General features: G+C 73.6%; 12 protein-coding genes. 5 read left to right on the forward strand and 7 right to left on the reverse strand.

Features of this window, described 5'->3' with window-relative positions:
- Window positions 1-35: 35 nt before the first annotated feature.
- Window positions 36-1337 carry a sigma factor-like helix-turn-helix DNA-binding protein gene (locus ACFVYX_RS09685; protein WP_389680811.1) on the forward strand — a complete coding sequence of 434 codons (1302 nt, stop codon included), beginning with the start codon at window positions 36-38 and terminating at the stop codon, window positions 1335-1337.
- 130 nt (window positions 1338-1467) lie between these two features.
- On the opposite strand, the gene sucD is transcribed toward ACFVYX_RS09685, so the two are convergent.
- The 6 genes from sucD to ACFVYX_RS09715 all read right to left on the reverse strand — a co-directional run bounded on the left by sucD (window position 1468) and on the right by ACFVYX_RS09715 (window position 9406).
- Entirely contained in the window at window positions 1468-2352 is an 885-nt protein-coding gene (gene sucD, locus ACFVYX_RS09690; RefSeq protein WP_189832909.1) for a succinate--CoA ligase subunit alpha, read from the reverse strand.
- 19 nt (window positions 2353-2371) lie between these two features.
- On the reverse strand, window positions 2372-3550 hold the full coding sequence (sucC, locus tag ACFVYX_RS09695) for an ADP-forming succinate--CoA ligase subunit beta (protein ID WP_389680812.1): 1179 nt from the start codon (window positions 3548-3550) through the stop codon (window positions 2372-2374).
- A gap of 422 nt (window positions 3551-3972) precedes the next feature.
- On the reverse strand, window positions 3973-5283 hold the full coding sequence (locus tag ACFVYX_RS09700; RefSeq protein ID WP_389680813.1) for a VWA domain-containing protein: 1311 nt from the start codon (window positions 5281-5283) through the stop codon (window positions 3973-3975).
- Window positions 5280-7571 (reverse strand): DUF5682 family protein, encoded by a 2292-nt coding sequence (locus ACFVYX_RS09705; RefSeq protein WP_389680814.1) that lies wholly within the window; start codon window positions 7569-7571, stop codon window positions 5280-5282. The genes ACFVYX_RS09700 and ACFVYX_RS09705 overlap by 4 nt, the downstream gene beginning before the upstream one ends.
- Window positions 7568-8725, reverse strand: a complete 1158-nt coding sequence (locus tag ACFVYX_RS09710; protein ID WP_389680815.1) for an AAA family ATPase — start codon at window positions 8723-8725, stop codon at window positions 7568-7570. Before ACFVYX_RS09710 ends, ACFVYX_RS09705 begins: the two co-directional genes overlap by 4 nt.
- A gap of 267 nt (window positions 8726-8992) precedes the next feature.
- Window positions 8993-9406 carry a hypothetical protein gene (locus tag ACFVYX_RS09715; RefSeq protein ID WP_389680816.1) on the reverse strand — a complete coding sequence of 138 codons (414 nt, stop codon included), beginning with the start codon at window positions 9404-9406 and terminating at the stop codon, window positions 8993-8995.
- A gap of 149 nt (window positions 9407-9555) precedes the next feature.
- Between ACFVYX_RS09715 and ACFVYX_RS09720 the strand changes: the two genes are divergently transcribed.
- The gene (locus tag ACFVYX_RS09720; protein ID WP_389680817.1) at window positions 9556-10902 is read left to right on the forward strand and encodes an SWIM zinc finger family protein; all 1347 of its coding nucleotides are present in this window, start codon (window positions 9556-9558) and stop codon (window positions 10900-10902) included.
- Between the two features lie 35 nt (window positions 10903-10937).
- Complete coding sequence (locus ACFVYX_RS09725) at window positions 10938-12608, forward strand: DUF5691 domain-containing protein (RefSeq protein WP_389680818.1); 1671 nt, start codon at window positions 10938-10940, stop codon at window positions 12606-12608.
- A gap of 261 nt (window positions 12609-12869) precedes the next feature.
- Here ACFVYX_RS09725 and ACFVYX_RS09730 read toward each other — a convergent pair whose 3' ends face one another.
- Window positions 12870-13277: a cobalamin B12-binding domain-containing protein gene (locus ACFVYX_RS09730; protein WP_389680819.1), complete on the reverse strand. Its 408-nt coding sequence runs from the start codon at window positions 13275-13277 to the stop codon at window positions 12870-12872.
- Between the two features lie 304 nt (window positions 13278-13581).
- On the opposite strand from ACFVYX_RS09730, the gene ACFVYX_RS09735 reads away from it, so the two are divergent.
- On the forward strand, window positions 13582-14373 hold the full coding sequence (locus ACFVYX_RS09735) for an esterase/lipase family protein (RefSeq protein WP_389680820.1): 792 nt from the start codon (window positions 13582-13584) through the stop codon (window positions 14371-14373).
- A gap of 223 nt (window positions 14374-14596) precedes the next feature.
- A complete protein-coding gene (locus tag ACFVYX_RS09740) occupies window positions 14597-16270 on the forward strand; it encodes a M23 family metallopeptidase (RefSeq protein WP_389680821.1) in 1674 nt (557 codons plus the stop codon).
- Window positions 16271-16332: the final 62 nt, after the last annotated feature.

The raw sequence follows: 16332 nt of genomic DNA on the forward strand, positions 1-16332 counted from the left end.
TCCGCCCAGAGCAGCTCTGCGGGAGGTCGACACCGATGAGCCGGAGCACAGCGGATTCCGCACCCTCCGTCACCCTGCCGACCCCGAAGGAGCGGCGCAGGTTGCGTGAGGCCCTCGCGCTGAGCGAGGAGCAGGTCGCCGAGGCCATGGGCGTCACGAAGGCCACGGTCAAGTCGTGGGAGACCGGGCGCTCGGCGCCACGGGGCCGCAAGCGCGAGGCGTACGCGAAGCTGCTCGGCTCGTACGAGCCGGACGGCGCCGCTCCCTCACCCGAACGGCCGACGGGGTCCGCGCCACCGGAACCGGAGACCCCCGCACCGCCGAGGCGCGAGGGCTCCGCGTCCGTCTCCGCCAACGTCCGGCCCAAGGCCGCTGCCAAGCGGGCCGCCAAGCCGCCACGAGGCCCCTCCCCCTCCCCGGCCGTCGCCCCGGGCTCCGCGCGCAAGGGCACACCCAGGCCGCAGGAGCGCCTGAAACCGGTGGTGGCGGAGGCACCGGCCCCGGCCCCTGAGCCGGCGCCGCCGCCCCCCGTTCCGGAGCTCACCCCGGAGGAGGCCTTCGACGCGCTCTACGCCCACGCCGCGCCCGGTCTCGTCCACCAGACGTACTTGCTGACCGGCCGCCGGCGGCTCTCCCGCGAGGCCGTCGAGTACGCCTTCCACCACGCCTGGCAGCACTGGCCCGAGGTCGCCGTCGACGCGGACCCGGTCGGCTGGGTGCGGGCGACGGCGTACGAGTACGCCCTGTCCCCCTGGCACCGGCTGCGCCGGGCGCACAAGCACCCCGACGCCCCGCCGACCGAGGCGAACCGCAGGGCGCTGCTGACGGCGCTCCTCGAACTGCCGCCGCCGTACCGCCGTACCGTCCTGCTCTACGAGGGGCTCGGCCTCGACCTGCCGGAGACGGCGGCCGAGACCGAGGCGAGCACCCCGGCCGCCGCCAACCGGCTGCTGCACGCCCGGACGGTCCTCGGGCAGCGGATCCCCGAGCTCGCGGAGCCGGAGGCCCTGCACCGGCGGATGGCCGCGCTGGTCACGGAGGCGCCTACGGCGACCCTCCCGGCGGCCCGCGTGGTCCGTACGGGCAGCGAGCGGCTCGCCCGTACATGGACGCGCGCGGTCCTCGGGGTGACGGCGGTCCTCATCGGCGTGACGGGCTTCACGGCGGCGACCGCGCCGACCCGGTACATCCCGGTGAACGCCCCCGGCGAGACCGTCAACGGGGTGCCGGTGCGCGGCGGCCCGGAGAAGCTCCGCCCGGAGGACCTGGAGCTCCGCGACCAGCTCCGCTCCCAGCCGAACCCGGGCCCCGAGCGGCTGATCCCGGCGGCCGAGTAGCCCCGGGAGGGACCCGCCGCAGGCGACACGGCCCGCCCGTACGTGAGAGGGCCCCGCTCCACCCGGTCTCCCGGGAGGGGCGGGGCCCTCTCACGTACTGCCTGTCAGGCTGCTGTGCGTGTCAGCCCGTTCAGCCCGCGAGGATGGCGCGTGCCAGCTTGGCCGTCTCGGTCGGCGTCTTGCCGACCTTGACGCCCGCGGCCTCAAGGGCCTCCTTCTTCGCCTGGGCGGTGCCGGAGGAGCCGGAGACGATGGCGCCGGCGTGGCCCATGGTCTTGCCCTCGGGCGCGGTGAAGCCCGCGACGTAGCCGACGACCGGCTTGGTGACGTTGGCCTTGATGAAGTCGGCCGCACGCTCCTCGGCGTCGCCGCCGATCTCGCCGATCATGACGATCAGGTCGGTGTCGGGGTCCGCCTCGAACGCCGCGAGGGCGTCGATGTGCGTGGTGCCGATGACCGGGTCGCCACCGATGCCGACGGCGGACGAGAAGCCGATGTCACGGAGCTCGTACATCATCTGGTACGTCAGCGTGCCGGACTTCGAGACCAGGCCGATGCGGCCCGGCTTCGTGATGTCGCCCGGGATGATGCCGGCGTTGGACTGGCCCGGGGTGATGAGACCGGGGCAGTTCGGGCCGATGATGCGGGTCTTGTTGCCCTTCGCCTGCGCGTACGCCCAGAAGGCGGCGGAGTCGTGGACGGCGATGCCCTCGGTGATGACGACGGCCAGCGGGATCTCGGCGTCGATCGCCTCGACCACGGCGGCCTTCGCGAAGGCCGGCGGGACGAAGAGGACCGAGACGTTGGCGCCGGTCTCCTTCATCGCCTCGGCGACGGAGCCGAAGACCGGGACCTCGGTGCCGTCGAAGTCGACGGACGTGCCGGCCTTGCGCGGGTTCACGCCACCGACGATGTTGGTGCCGTCACCCAGCATGAGCTTGGTGTGCTTCATGCCCGTGGCACCGGTCATGCCCTGGACGATGACCTTGCTGTCCTTGGTCAGGAAGATAGCCATGGTGTTCTGACCTCGTCCCTTACTTCGCAGCCGCGAGCTCGGCGGCCTTGTCGGCCGCGCCGTCCATGGTGTCCACACGCTGCACGAGCGGGTGGTTCGCGTCCGACAGGATCTTGCGACCCAGCTCCGCGTTGTTGCCGTCGAGGCGCACGACCAGCGGCTTGGTGACCTCTTCGCCCTTGGAGGCGAGGAGCTCCAGGGCCTGGACGATGCCGTTGGCGACCTCGTCACAGGCGGTGATGCCACCGAAGACGTTGACGAACACGGACTTGACGTCCGGGTCGCCCAGAATGATCTCCAGGCCGTTCGCCATGACCTCGGCGGAGGCGCCGCCACCGATGTCGAGGAAGTTGGCCGGCTTCACGCCGCCGTGGTTCTCACCGGCGTACGCGACGACGTCCAGGGTCGACATGACCAGACCGGCACCGTTACCGATGATGCCGACCTCGCCCTCGAGCTTGACGTAGTTGAGGTTCTTGGCCTTGGCGGCAGCCTCGAGCGGGTTGGCTGCGGCCTTGTCCTCGAGCGCCTCGTGCTCGGGCTGACGGAAGTCGGCGTTCTCGTCGAGAGACACCTTTCCGTCCAGCGCGAGGATGTCGCCGGAGGCGACCTTGGCCAGCGGGTTAACCTCGACGAGGAGCGCGTCCTCGGCGACGAAGGTCTTCCACAGGGTCACGAGGACCTCGGCGACCTTCTCGGCCACCTCGGCCGGGAACTGCGCCAGGGCCACGATCTCGCGGGCCTTCTCGATGTCGACACCGGTGTTGGAGTCGACGGGCACCTTCGCCAGCTTCTCGGGGGTCGTCGCGGCGACCTCCTCGATGTCCATGCCACCGGCGACGGACGCCATGGCGAGGAAGGTGCGGTTGGTGCGGTCGAGGAGGTACGAGACGTAGTACTCCTCGAGGATTTCCGGAGCGGTCTCCGCGATCATCACCTTGTGGACCGTGTGGCCCTTGATGTCCATCCCGAGGATGTCCGTCGCGCGGGCGACGGCCTCGTCGGGGGTGGCGGCCAGCTTGACGCCGCCGGCCTTGCCTCGGCCACCGACCTTCACCTGCGCCTTGACGACCGACTTGCCGCCAAGACGCTCGGTGGCCTCGCGCGCCGCCTCAGGCGTGTCGATGACTTCACCGGCCAGCACCGGTACACCGTGCTTGGCGAAGAGGTCCCTCGCCTGGTACTCGAACAGGTCCACGCGCGTCCGTCCCTTTTCTGATGATCGCGGTTCGTTGTCTGCGTGGGCGTGCCGCGAAGGGCAACGTGACTGCACTGTCACAAGGGAGGCGTTCACGGTGTCCGTGGACGCGGCATGTCCGTCTCGCAGGTTATCGCCGAGGCACGTGGGTCCCTAAATCGCAGGTCACACCAGAGCGGTGATACGGGTCACAGACCGTAGGGGCCGACAGGCCGTCCGTAGGGGGCGAAGGGTGGGGACGTGCGGTGTTCGCCGTAGGCGGGGCTTGGCTTCCCGGCCCCTCACGACGCGCCGGGAAAGTGAGTGAGGGGCATTCCCGCACCGGTGTGATATGGGCCTCAGTGGGGTCACGGACACCCGTGCGGGGGTCCCGCGACGACGAATTCCGCACCTCCGGCGTCGGCCGCGCACGCGGCCGCACGTCAGTCGGTGGGTATCGGCAGGGGGCGCTTCTCCAGGGCGGCCGCCATGACCTCCGGGAACAGGTCGGGGGTGCAGGCGAAGGCCGGAACCCCGATCGCGGCGAGCGCCGCCGCGTGGTCGCGGTCGTAGGCCGGGGCGCCCTCGTCGGAGAGGGCGAGCAGGGTGACGAACTGGACGCCGGAGGCCTTCATCGCCGCGACCCGCTTCAGCATCTCGTCACGGATCCCCCCCTCGTAGAGATCACTGATGAGGACGACGACGGTGTCGGCCGGACGGGTGATCCTCGCCTGGCAGTGGGCGAGGGCGCGGTTGATGTCGGTGCCGCCGCCGAGCTGGGTGCCGAACAGGACGTCGACGGGGTCGTCGACCCGGTCGGTGAGGTCCACGACGGCCGTGTCGAAGACGACGAGCCGGGTGGCGATCGACCGCATGGAGGCGAGCACCGCACCGAAGACCGAGGCGTGGACGACGGAGGCGGCCATGGAGCCGGACTGGTCGACGCAGAGCACCACCTCCTTCCGTATCCCCCGGGAGGCCCGCCCGTGGCCGATGAGCCGCTCGGGGACGACCGTGCGGTGCTCGGGCACGTAGTTCTGGAGGTTGGCGCGGATGGTGCGGTCCCAGTCGATGTCCCGGTGGCGGGGCCGGCTGATCCGGGCGGAGCGGTCGAGGGCGCCGGTCAGTGTGGCGCGGGTGCGGGCGGCGAGGCGCTTCTCCAGGTCGTCGACGACCTTGCGGACGACGGCCCGCGCCGTCTCCCTCGTCGTCTCGGGCATGGCCTTGTGGAGGGAGAGCAGGGTGCCGACCAGGTGGACGTCCGGCTCGACGGCCTCCAGCATCTCCGGCTCCAGGAGGAGGGTGGCGAGGCCGAGGCGGTCGATCGCGTCGCGCTGCATGACCTGCACGACGGAGCTGGGGAAGTACGTCCGGATGTCGCCGAGCCAGCGGACGACGGAGGGCGCCGAAGCACCGAGCCCGGCCGAACGGTCCCGCCCGGCGCGCTCGCCCTGGCTCTTGCTCCCGTAGAGCGCGCCGAGGGCTCCGTCCATGGCGGCGTCGGTGCCGGTGAGCGCCCGGCCGGTGCCGTCGGCTTCCCCGCCCCCCAGAACGAGCCGCCAGCGGCGCAGCCGCTCGTCATTCGCGTTTCCCGCGCGGGCGCGGGGGTTGGTGTCGGCCCGGGTGCCGACGTCGGCCCGGGTGCCGGTGTCGGCGCCGGTACGGGCGCCTGCGCCGGTGACGGTGCTGGCGCAGGTGGCGCTGGTGGCGGTGCTGATGGCGGTGACGGCGCTGGTGCTGGTGGCGGTGCTCATGCCATGACCTCCGTGCCGAGGACGAGGTGAAGGAGGGGCAGCACGGCGTCCGCCCGCTCCCGGTCGGGCGTGGCGGCGAAGCCGGGGACCCCCGCCGCGGCGTGCCTCGGGCCTCGGGTCCCGGGGCCGCGGGCGACCAGCTCGCCGAGGGTGCGGCGCACGCCGGGCTCGTACGCGGAGAAGGTGCGGCGCAGCAGCGGCAGCACACCGGTGAACGCCTCGGCCGGAACGCTCGTGAGCCAGGCGTCGACCAGGCCCAGGAGCCGCTCGTCGTGGACGAGGAGCAGTCCGCCGCCGGAGGCCCCGCCGACGAAGCCGTCGATCCAGGCGGCGGCGTCGGGCGGCGGGGCTCCGGGCGAGAGGGCACGGCTCATGAGCAGGGCGGCCTCCCCGTCGGCGATCCGGCCCTCGTCGAGGAGGAGCCGGGCGGCCCGGCCCCTGAGGATGCCCGGGATCCGGTCGCGGTCGGCGAGCCGGTGCAGGACGCCCGCCCAGCGCTCGGTCAGACCGTCCGCACCCGGCAGCAGGCCGACGGCATGGTGGACCTCGTCGATCCGCTCGCGCATGGCGGTCGCCGCATCGGTGTCGAGCCCGGCGCAGGCGGGCGGCAGGCCGACGCAGATGCGCTCGGCGAGGCCGGCGGCGACCTCGGCGAGGGCCTCCGTGCCGGTGCCCCGGACATCGCCGTAGCGCAGGGAGCGGGCGAGGGCCGGAAGGGCCTGGGCGAGGTGGGCGACGTCGGTGTCGAGTGCCGCCCGGTCGGCGAGCGCCCGCATCACGGCGGGGAGCGCGTCGGCGAGCCCGGCGAGCAGGCACTGCTCGGCGAGGGCGGTGATGTCACCGAGGGCGGTCGCCGACGCGGCGCGGGAGCGTGCCCTGGCGGTGGCGGCGGCCTCGACGGTGGTGCCCCACACGCCGGCCTCGGCGACCTGGACGTGCTGCTCGGGCTCCCAGCGCAGCCGCCAGGTCTCCCGGAAGGTGCCGGTGCCGGCGCGTCCGGTGGCCGGTTCGCCCCAGTGGACGCCCAGGAGCCTCAGCCGGTGCAGCAGCCGGCTGCGGTCGCCGTCCATCTCCTTGCGGAGGTCGAGTTCGAGGTCGCGCTCGGTGGCCTCGGGCTTGAGGCGCAGGGTGCGCCGACGGCGGGCCAGATCCCGCTGGAGGGGTACGGCGGGGGCATCGGCCGGGACCTCGCCGAGGACGTCGCCGACGACGAGGCGGTCCCTGACGAGGCCGAGCGGCACGTCGGAGCCCTCGCACAGGACGGCGCGGACGGCGTCGGTCGTCTCGTCGAGGCCTGGCAGCGGCCGGCCGCGCAGGGCGGCGAGGGTCTCGGCGAGCCGGACGGCCTCGATGACATGGGCGGAGGAGACGGGGTGGTCCTCGGCCCTGAGGAGTCCGGCGACCTTGGTCATCCAGCGCTCGACGGGCCGGTCGGGGGCCGCGAAGAGGTGTGCGTACCAGCCGGGCGAGTCGATCCCGGCGCCGTACCCCGAGCGGCGGGCGAGCCTGCGGTGGGTCCAGGGGACCCAGGTCATCTCGGTCTTGACCTTGGGCAGGCCCTTGAGCAGGGCCCGGTCGGCGGCGACGGTGGTCCTGCGGGTGAGGGCGGGGACGTGCCAGGCGCCGCAGACGACGGCGACGGCGTCGCCGAACTCCTTGCGGGCGGCGCGGAGCTGGATCCGCATGTGGGCCTCGCGGACGAGGTCGCGGGGGTGTCCACCGTGCCCGTACGCCTCGCGGAGTGCGCCCATGGCCTCGGCGAGGGCCTCGAAGGGCGCGGTGGGGCCGCCGTCGCCGCGCAGTTCGACGACGTCCTCCCACCAGCGCTCGGCGTCCTCGGGTCCGGTGGCCCCCGCCGCCCCGGCGAGTTCGGCGACCGGGTCGATCCGCCGGCCGCTTCCGGAGACCTCGTCCTCGCTGTCGTCCCAGGTGGGGTCGGAGGCGGCGAGGGTGTGGGCGGCGGGCAGGTCGATGAACCGGACGGCGGCGCCCCGGTCGAGGGCCCAGCGGATCGCCACCCACTCGGGTGAGAACGCGGCCATCGGCCAGAACGCGGCCCGCCCGGGGTCGTCCACGGCGTGGGCGAGCAGCGCGACCGGCGGCCGCATGCCGGGATCCCCGGCGAGCGCGACGAGGGCGTCGGCCTCGGCGGGACCCTCGACGAGGACCGCGGCGGGCTGCTCGGCCTCCAGGGCGGCCCGCACTCCACGCGCCGACCCGGGCCCGTGGTGCCGCACCCCGAGCAGGAGCGGCCCGCCGCCGCCCCGGGCGGTGGTGGGGGGCGTCATACGCTCACCTCGCGGCAGGCACGGTAGAAGTCCTTCCAGCCGTCCCGCTCTCTGACCACCGTCTCCAGGTACTCCTGCCAGACGACCCGGTCGGCCGCCGGGTCACGGACGACCGCGCCGAGGATGCCGGCCGCGATGTCGGAGGGGCGCAGGACGCCGTCGCCGAAGTGGGCGGCGAGGGCGAGGCCGCCCGTGACGACGGAGATGGCCTCGGCGGTGGAGAGGGTCCCCGAGGGGGACTTGACCCTCGTCCGCCCGTCGGTGGTGACCCCGTCGCGCAGCTCACGGAAGACGGTGACGACCCGTCGGATCTCGTCGACTCCTTCGGGGCCGGCCGGCAGTTCCAGGGAGCGCCCGAGCTGCTCGACGCGGCGGGCGACGATGTCGACCTCCGCCTCGGGGGTCGCGGGCAGGGGCAGGACCACCGTGTTGAAGCGGCGGCGCAGCGCGCTGGAGAGTTCGTTGACGCCGCGGTCGCGGTCGTTGGCCGTGGCGATCAGGTTGAAACCGGGGACGGCCTGCACCTCCTCGCCCAGTTCGGGGACGGGGAGGGTCTTCTCGGACAGGATCGTGATGAGCGTGTCCTGGACGTCCGCGGGGATGCGGGTGAGCTCTTCCACGCGGGCGGTCAGGCCCTGTGCCATCGCCCGCATGACGGGGCTGGGCACGAGGGCGTCCCGGCTGGGGCCGTGGGCGAGGAGCCGGGCGTAGTTCCAGCCATATCTGACGGCCTCCTCGGGGGTGCCGGCGGTGCCCTGGACGAGAAGGGTGGAGTCGCCGCTGACGGCGGCGGCGAGGTGCTCGGAGACCCAGGTCTTGGCGGTGCCTGGCACGCCGAGAAGCAGCAGCGCCCGGTCGGTGGCGAGGGTGGTGACGGCGACTTCCACGATGCGGCGCGGTCCCACGTACTTGGGTGTGATCACCGTCCCGTCGGGGAGGGTGCCGCCGAGGAGGTAGGTGGCGACGGCCCACGGCGAGAGGCGCCAGCGGGCGGGGCGGGGCCGGTCGTCGGCCGCGCGCAGCGCGGCGAGTTCGCCGGCGAAGGCGTGCTCGGCGTGCGGCCGCAGGACCTCGGTCGCAGGCTGCGGCCGCACCTGTCCGGTGTCCGTCTCGACACCGGAACCGGGCTGCGCGATGGTTTCGGGCACGGGCATGGATCCCCCTCCAGATCGTTCGACCTGCTGTGTGATCCACCGTGCACCATGCCACTGACAATCGGATGTCGCCGCTGGTCAGGGGCGGTTGGTGGGGTGAGGGGGGCAGCTCACCCGGGTACGGCCACGGGAGCGGCCGGGGGTCCCGCGCGGCCACGGGAGCGGACAGGGTCAGCCCCGCGCGGCCACGGGAGTGGCCGAGGTCAGCCCCGCGTGGCCACGGGAGTGGCCGAGGTCAGCCCCGCGCGGCCGCGGGAGTGGCCGAGGTCAGCCCACGACCGGGGAGACGGCGACGCAGCCGCCGGCCATCGCCTGCTCGGCCTTGGCCTCCTTGATGACCTTGCCCTGGTAGATCACCTTGCAGGTGAGGTCGGCGGGGGTGAGGGAGACCGGCATGACGGCCGGCGGCATGATGCCCCGGAGCTTCACCGTCTTCTTCCACGGCGTGGTCGGCTTCTTCTCCGACTCGACCTTCGGTTCCATCGCGGTGCCGTCACCGGCGTGGTAGTCGATGGACTCGATGCCCGTGCCCGTGACCTCGTAGGTGACTTCGTAGGACTCGGTCACCGACTTGTCGACCTGGTCGACGGCCTTCTCCGCGGCCTCCGAGCAGGCGCCGAGGCCGAGGGCGAGGCCGGCGACGGCGAAGGCCGAGACGGCGGTGCGGACAGTGCGCTTCATGGGGTTCCCCCTGGACGCGTGGTGCGGATCGATTGGTCCGGGCAGGGAATCGTAAAGGGAGGGTAAAGTCAAATTGCCTCCTGCTCATCTGTCATGCCCGAACGCCCAGGCCAACGGCGTTGTCAGTGGCGGCATCTACCGTCGGTGACATGAATGCCATGGGGGTGCGCTTCACGTCCGAGCAGGTGCTGGCACTGGCTCCTGACGACGCGTCGCGCAGAGCGGGAAGCAGGCTCGGCACGGCCGGGCCGTGGTCCGGCACGGGCTGCGGCGAAGGCGCCGTCTGGGGCGAGTGCAAGGGCAGCGGCAGCTCGCCGTACCGGACGGTGGTCGACACCACGGGGCCGGCGTACACGTGCACCTGCCCCAGCCGTAAGTTCCCGTGCAAGCACGCCCTCGGCCTGCTGCTGCTCCACGCGTCGGACGGGGCGGGGTTCGAGGAGTCGGCCGCGCCCGACTGGGCCGGGCCCTGGCTGAAGGCACGGCGCGGGCGCGCCGGGAGCACCGCCGGGCGGACCGGGGACGGCGCCCCCGAAGGTCCGGGGGACCCCGAGGCGGCGCGCCGGAGGGCCGAGCGGAGAGCCGCCCGGATCACCTCGGGCGCCCAGGAGTTGGAGCAGCGGCTCGCCGACCTGCTGCGCGGCGGTCTCGCGGCGGCCGAGCAGCCGGGGTACGGGCTGTGGGAGGAGACTGCGGCCCGCATGGTCGACGCCCAGGCGCCCGGACTCGCGGGAAGAGTCAGGGAGTTGGCGTCGATACCGGGCTCGGGGCCCGGCTGGCCCGTGCGGCTTCTTGAGGAGTGCGCGCTGACCCACCTCCTCGACCGTGCCTGGCTGGCGGCCGACCGGCTGCCCGCTCCGTTCGCGACGACCGTACGGACCCGGGTGGGCCTCACCGCCCCGGTCGACGGTGCCCCGGTGCGCGACCACTGGCTTGTCCTCGCCCAGTACGACGCGGCCGACGCGCGGCTGACCACCCGTCGCATCTGGCTGCACGGCACGACGAGCGGGCGCACGGCGCTGCTGCTCTCCTTCGGAGCGGCCGGCCGGGCCCCCCTCCTCGCGCTCCCCGTGGGCGCGGTGCTCGAAGGCGAGATCACTCCGCACGGGGGCTCCGGTCAGCTGCGGGCGGAGCCGGGCGGGGAGTTCGTCCCGGTCGCCGTCCCGGCCGCCCCGCCGCCGGGCGGCCCGGTGGGCGACGCTCTCGACGCGTACGGCCGCGCGCTGACCCAGGACCCCTGGCTGGACTCCTGGCCCGTGACGCTGAGCGGGGTCGTCCCCGCGCGCGCGGAGTACGGCTGGCAGCTCGCCGACGCGAACGGCCGCGAGGCCCTGCCGCTGACGCCCGCCGCCCAGTCCCGGCCCGGGCTCTGGCGCCTCGTCGCTCTGTCGGGCGGCGCGCCGGTCACGGTCTTCGGGGAGTGCGGGCACCGGGGTTTCACCCCGCTCGCCGCCTGGTCCCCGGAGGTCCCGGGAGAGACGGTCCCGCTCATATGACCCCGCCCACGGCCCACAACCCTCCCGGAGGACCGATGGAGAAGGACACGACGAGCCCCACCGCGCCCGTTCCCACCGTCGGCGAGGGCGCCGGGGAGGACGGCGTCTGGGAGGACCTGGTCACCTCGGCGCTGCTCGGTACGGACCGACGGCCGCCCGCCGCGCTCGCCGGGGCGGGCGGCCGGGACCTGCCGGGCGCCCTGCTCGACGCCGCCGCGCTGCTCACCGTACGGCGCAGGGCGGGGCTGCGTCCCGGGCCCGCCGCGGCGCCGCCGGAGCCCGCTCCCGAGGACCCGCGCGGACCCCTGCCCGAGGCGGCCGGGCGGCGGCTCGGCCAGCTGCTCGCCGGCCGGACCGCACCCTCGCCGGCGGGGCGTCGCGGGGCGGCCCCCGACCTCGCCGAACTGCTCCCGCAGTGGCTGGCACTCGCCAATGAGCTCGGGTACAAGGCGCCCGCCGCCGCCCTGCCCGCCCTGCTCGACGCGGCGCGTGCCCGCACCGATCTGCGGCCCCAGGCCCTGCGTCTGGCCGGACCGCGCGGCCTGTGGCTGGCCCGGCTCAATCCCGAGTGGAGGTTCGCCCTCCGCGGTGCGGGCGCCGGCGGCTCCCTGCCGGCCCTCGACGACCGGGAGGGCGTGAGGGCCCTGTGGGACGAGGGCCTGTTCGCCGAGCGGGTCGCCCTGCTCGTCGCCGTACGGACGGAGGACCCGGCGGCCGGACTCTCCCTCCTCGCGTCCACCTGGTCCGCCGAGCGTGCGGAGGACCGGCTGATGTTCCTGGACTCGCTGCGTACCGGACTCTCCGGCGCGGACGAGGAGTTCCTCGAGGCGGCCCTCGGCGACCGCAGCCGTAACGTCCGGGCCACCGCCGCCGAGCTGCTGTCCGCCCTGCCCGCCTCGGCTCTCGCGGGCCGGATGGCGGGCCGGGCGGTCTCCTGCGTCGGTCTCGACCGGACGGCGCGGACGCCGACGATCGTCGTGGAGGCCCCGCACGAGTGTGACGCGGCCATGCAGCGGGACGGTCTCACCGCGACGCCTCCGGCGGGCCGGGGCGAGCGGTCCTGGTGGCTGGGCCAGCTCGTCGAATCCGCTCCGCTGTCCTGCTGGCCGCCCCGGTTCGGGGGACGCGGCCCGGAGGAGATCGTGGCCCTCCCGGTCGCCGACGAGTGGCAGGACGAACTGCACGCGGCCTGGTGCCGTGCGGCCGTGCGGCAGCGGGACGCCGCCTGGTCGCGCGCGCTCCTCGGCTCCCCGGCGACCCCACCCGCGACGGGCCCCGGCACCTCCTCGCTGGCCGAGCGGGCCCAGCTCCTGTCGACGCTGGCCCCGGCGGAACGGGCGCTCTGGGTCGCCTCGTTCGTCGCGGCGCACGGTCTGTCAGAGGCGTTCCAGCTGCTCGGCGTCTGCGAGGTTCCTTGGGCGGAGCCGCTCGGCGGGGCGGTGATCGACGCCCTCGACAGCGCGCGCGACGCGGGCAGTTACCCGTGGAGCTTCAGCGGGGTGATGGGTCTCGCGGAGCGCTGCCTGGCCCCGGAGGCGGCGCTGCGGCTGGAATCCCTGACGACCCGGCCGGACGAGACGGAGCACGCCTCCCCCGGCGCGGGCGGCTACTGGTCCGAGGCCTTCCAGCGCCTGGTGTCCACACTCCGCCTGCGCGCGGCGATGAGAGCCGAACTCATGGAACCGCCGACAGCCCAGGACGGATGACCGCACGGATGACCTTACGAACCGACGAGCCCGTGACGCGGCGGCCCTGACGCCGACGCCCCGACACGACGAATCCGACGTGAGCGCCCCTGACAACGGCCCTGACCCGAGCACCCGGCCCGACGGGCGGAACCGAGCGACCGGCCCGACGAGCGGAACCCGGCGTCCGGCCCGACAGCACGAAGGGCCCTCCCCCGGCATCCATCCCGGGAAGAGGGCCCCGAAGGCCTGATCGTGAGGTGCGTACCAGACCGACGCGTGTTACACGGCCACCCGGACGTTCGCGTTCACCCAGTCGACGATGGACGCCGTCGTCGCGCCCGGCGTGAAGATCTCGGCCACGCCCTTCTCCTTCAGCGGCGCGATGTCCCCGTCCGGGATGATGCCGCCACCGAAGACCTTGATGTCCTCCGCGTCGCGGTCCTTGAGGAGCTCCAGGACCTTCACGAACAGCGTGTTGTGCGCTCCGGAGAGGATCGAGAGACCGATCGCGTCGGCATCCTCCTGGATCGCGGTGTCGACGATCTGCTCCGGTGTCTGGTGGAGCCCGGTGTAGATGACCTCCATACCGGCGTCGCGGAGTGCCCGCGCGATGACCTTGGCCCCGCGATCGTGACCGTCGAGACCCGGCTTGGCGACCACCACGCGGATCGGACCGCTCACACCCATCACTGCCTCCACATGCGACCCCCGCGCCTGATTGCCGGGGAGGTGAACGAACGTTATCTCCAGCATCATGCACCCGGCTGTTTCGCGGAGGCGAGCGAGGGGGAAATCACACGTGGGACATGTTCGCTCTGCACCGTCCCCCGCTTACGGGCCCTCCTCCTGGGCCCACCAGCCGCAAGCGGGGACCGGTCGCAAAGGGAGCCGCGACGAGGTCCGCCGCGCCTCCGCGCCGCCGTCCGTGCGGCACGGGGGCACGGCGGACCGGCGTGCCGTCCGGCCCCGCGTGCCGTTCGGGAGGCCGGCCATGGAGCTCACCAAGGTCACCGCCCTGATGAAGGCCACCGCTCTGGAGCTGGCGATCCTCACCGGCCACCTCGTCCTCTACCCGTCGGGGATCGTGGCCGAGCGCCTCGCCCCCACCCTTCCTCCGGCGGCGGACATCCCGGGCCGGCGCCCGGTCGTCCTGCTGCACGGCTTCGTGGACAACCGCTCCGTCTTCGTCCTGCTGCGCCGCGCGCTCACCCGCAACGGCCGTGACTGCGTCGAGTCGCTCAACTACTCCCCGCTCACCTGCGACCTGCGGGCCGCCGCCGAGCTGCTCGGGCGCCGGGTCGAGGAGATCCGCGCCCGTACGGGACACGCCGAGGTCGACGTCGTCGGACACAGCCTGGGCGGGCTGATCGCCCGCTATTACGTACAGCGTCTCGGCGGTGACAGCCGGGTACGCACCCTGGTCATGCTCGGCACCCCGCACGCCGGCACCACCATCGCTCCGCTCGCCGACGCGCATCCGCTGGTGCGGCAGATGCGGCCGGGTTCGGAGGTGCTGCGGGAGCTCGCCGGTCCGTCGCCGGGGTGCCGGACCCGGTTCGTGAGCTTCTGGAGCGATCTCGACCAGGTCATGGTCCCCGCGGAGACGGCCCGTCTCGACCACGCCGACCTCCTCGTGCACAACGTCCGGGTCAGCGGGGTCGGCCATCTCGCGCTGCCCGTGCACCCGACGGTGGCCGCCGGGGTCCTGGAGGCCCTCGACGCCGAGGGGACGGGTGCCACGGAAGCCCGGCCGGAGGAGCCCGGTGCGGGCTTCGTCGCCTGACACTCCGACACCGTTCTTCGAACGTTCATCGAACACAAGGCCAAAGCTCAGCCCGTGAGCTGGCGAAACACGGCCGATTGCCCGTTTCCTGCGGCCCCCGGCCCCTTCGAAGATTGTCGGCTGCGCATACCGCCGGGTACAGTCGCGCCACTGCTTACCCCCGGGACACCCCTCGTCGGGATCGCCCCGGACTGGTCCTGCTGCCGAGGCGAGAGAGACGTTGGTGAACGACCAGCACCCCCACGCCGGGTACGTCGGAGACGGCACCCACTCCACCGGCAGTTTCGCCACCGACCCGCTGTTCGGCGCCTACGCCGACGGCTCGTCGGACCACAGCGGCCAGTGGGATCTCGGCGGGTACGACGCCTCCGGCGCGTACGGCACGACGGGGCAGTACGACACCACGGCGTACGACAGCGGCACCCAGTACGGCACCGCCACCGGGCAGTACGACACGACCGGCCCGTACGACACCACCGGGCAGTGGAACACCACCGGCGTCCATCAGGACACCGGCTCGTACGCGACAACGACCGGGTCGTACGAGACGAGCGGGCAGTACGACACGAACCCGCAGTACGACGCCGCCCCGTCGTACGACACCACCGGCCAGTGGGACGCGTCCGCCTGGACCGAGGCCCAGCACCCCGGCCAGTACGAGACCGTCCACTCCGGCGCCTACGCCGCCCAGGGCGCGTACGGCTACGAGGCCTACGACGCCACCGGCCAGTGGGCCGCCCCCGCCTTCGCGACCGACACCGGTGCCTACGACGCGACGGCCTGGAACCAGGCCGCGGCAGCCGAGCCGGTCGTCCCCCAGCAGTACGTCCCTGCCGAGCACACCGCGGAGTTCGCGTTCGAGTACGTCCCCGAGACAGGGGCGGCCGCCGATGCCCACGCCCAGGCGGAGTACGCGTACGACGAACACCCCGCGGAACACACGGAGCACACCGGCCACTCCGGCGAGACCCGTGACGCCGGGGACCACGCCGCCGGCGAAGGCGACGACGAGGCCTCGTACGGCCTCACCGACGACCGCCACGAGAGCCCCGACAGCCCCGGCGACGAACCCGCCGCCGAGGTCCGCGCGGACTCCCCGCCGGCCGGCCGCCCCGTGCGCCGTTCCCCCGGTGGCAGCCGCGGCCGCCGCCGTACCCCCGCCAAACGGTCCGCGCTGCTGACCGTCGCCGTCCCCTCCGCCTGCGTCATGGGGGTGGCCGGCATCGCCGCCGCCTCCGTCGGCGGACTCACCGGAGCCGGCGGCGACGGCGGGCAGAAGAAGGACGACACCACCTCGCTCGCCGCCTCCGACCCCGCTTCCGTCAAGCAGGTCGCCGCGAACAACGCGCTCGACACCCAGCTCGCCGCGCTCAGCGCCGACGCCCGCGACTTCGGTGACCGCGCCAGCCGCACCCAGGAACGCATCGACCTCAAGGCCCGCCAGGTGGCCGAGAAGAAGAAGCGCGAGGAAGAGGCGGCCCGCAAGGAGGCACTGCGCCCCAAGTTCAGCCTGCCGGTGGAGCTCCACCAGCTCAGCGCCCGCTTCGGCCAGTCCGGCGTCAACTGGATGTCCGTACACACCGGCATCGACTTCCCCGTGCAGACCGGCACCCCCGTACGCGCCGCGACGGACGGCACCGTCCGCACCCAGATCAACAGCGCCTACGGCAACATGGTGATCGTGACCGCCCCTGACGGCACCGAGACCTGGTACTGCCACCTCAGCAGCGCCAAGTACCGCTCCGGTTCCGTCAAAGCCGGTGACGTCATCGCGTACTCCGGCGACTCGGGCAACTCCACCGGCCCGCACCTCCACTTCGAGGTCCGGCCGGGCGGGGGCTACGCGATCGACCCGCTGGCCTGGCTGCGGAGCCAGGGGCTCGACCCGACCAGCTGACCCGCGCCTTCGCGCACGCACGAAAGAGGGCCCCGGACTTCCGTCCGGGGCCTCTCCCGTAT

This window comes from Streptomyces sp. NPDC058326, assembly GCF_042879855.1.
Taxonomy (GTDB): Bacteria; Actinomycetota; Actinomycetes; order Streptomycetales; family Streptomycetaceae; genus Streptomyces.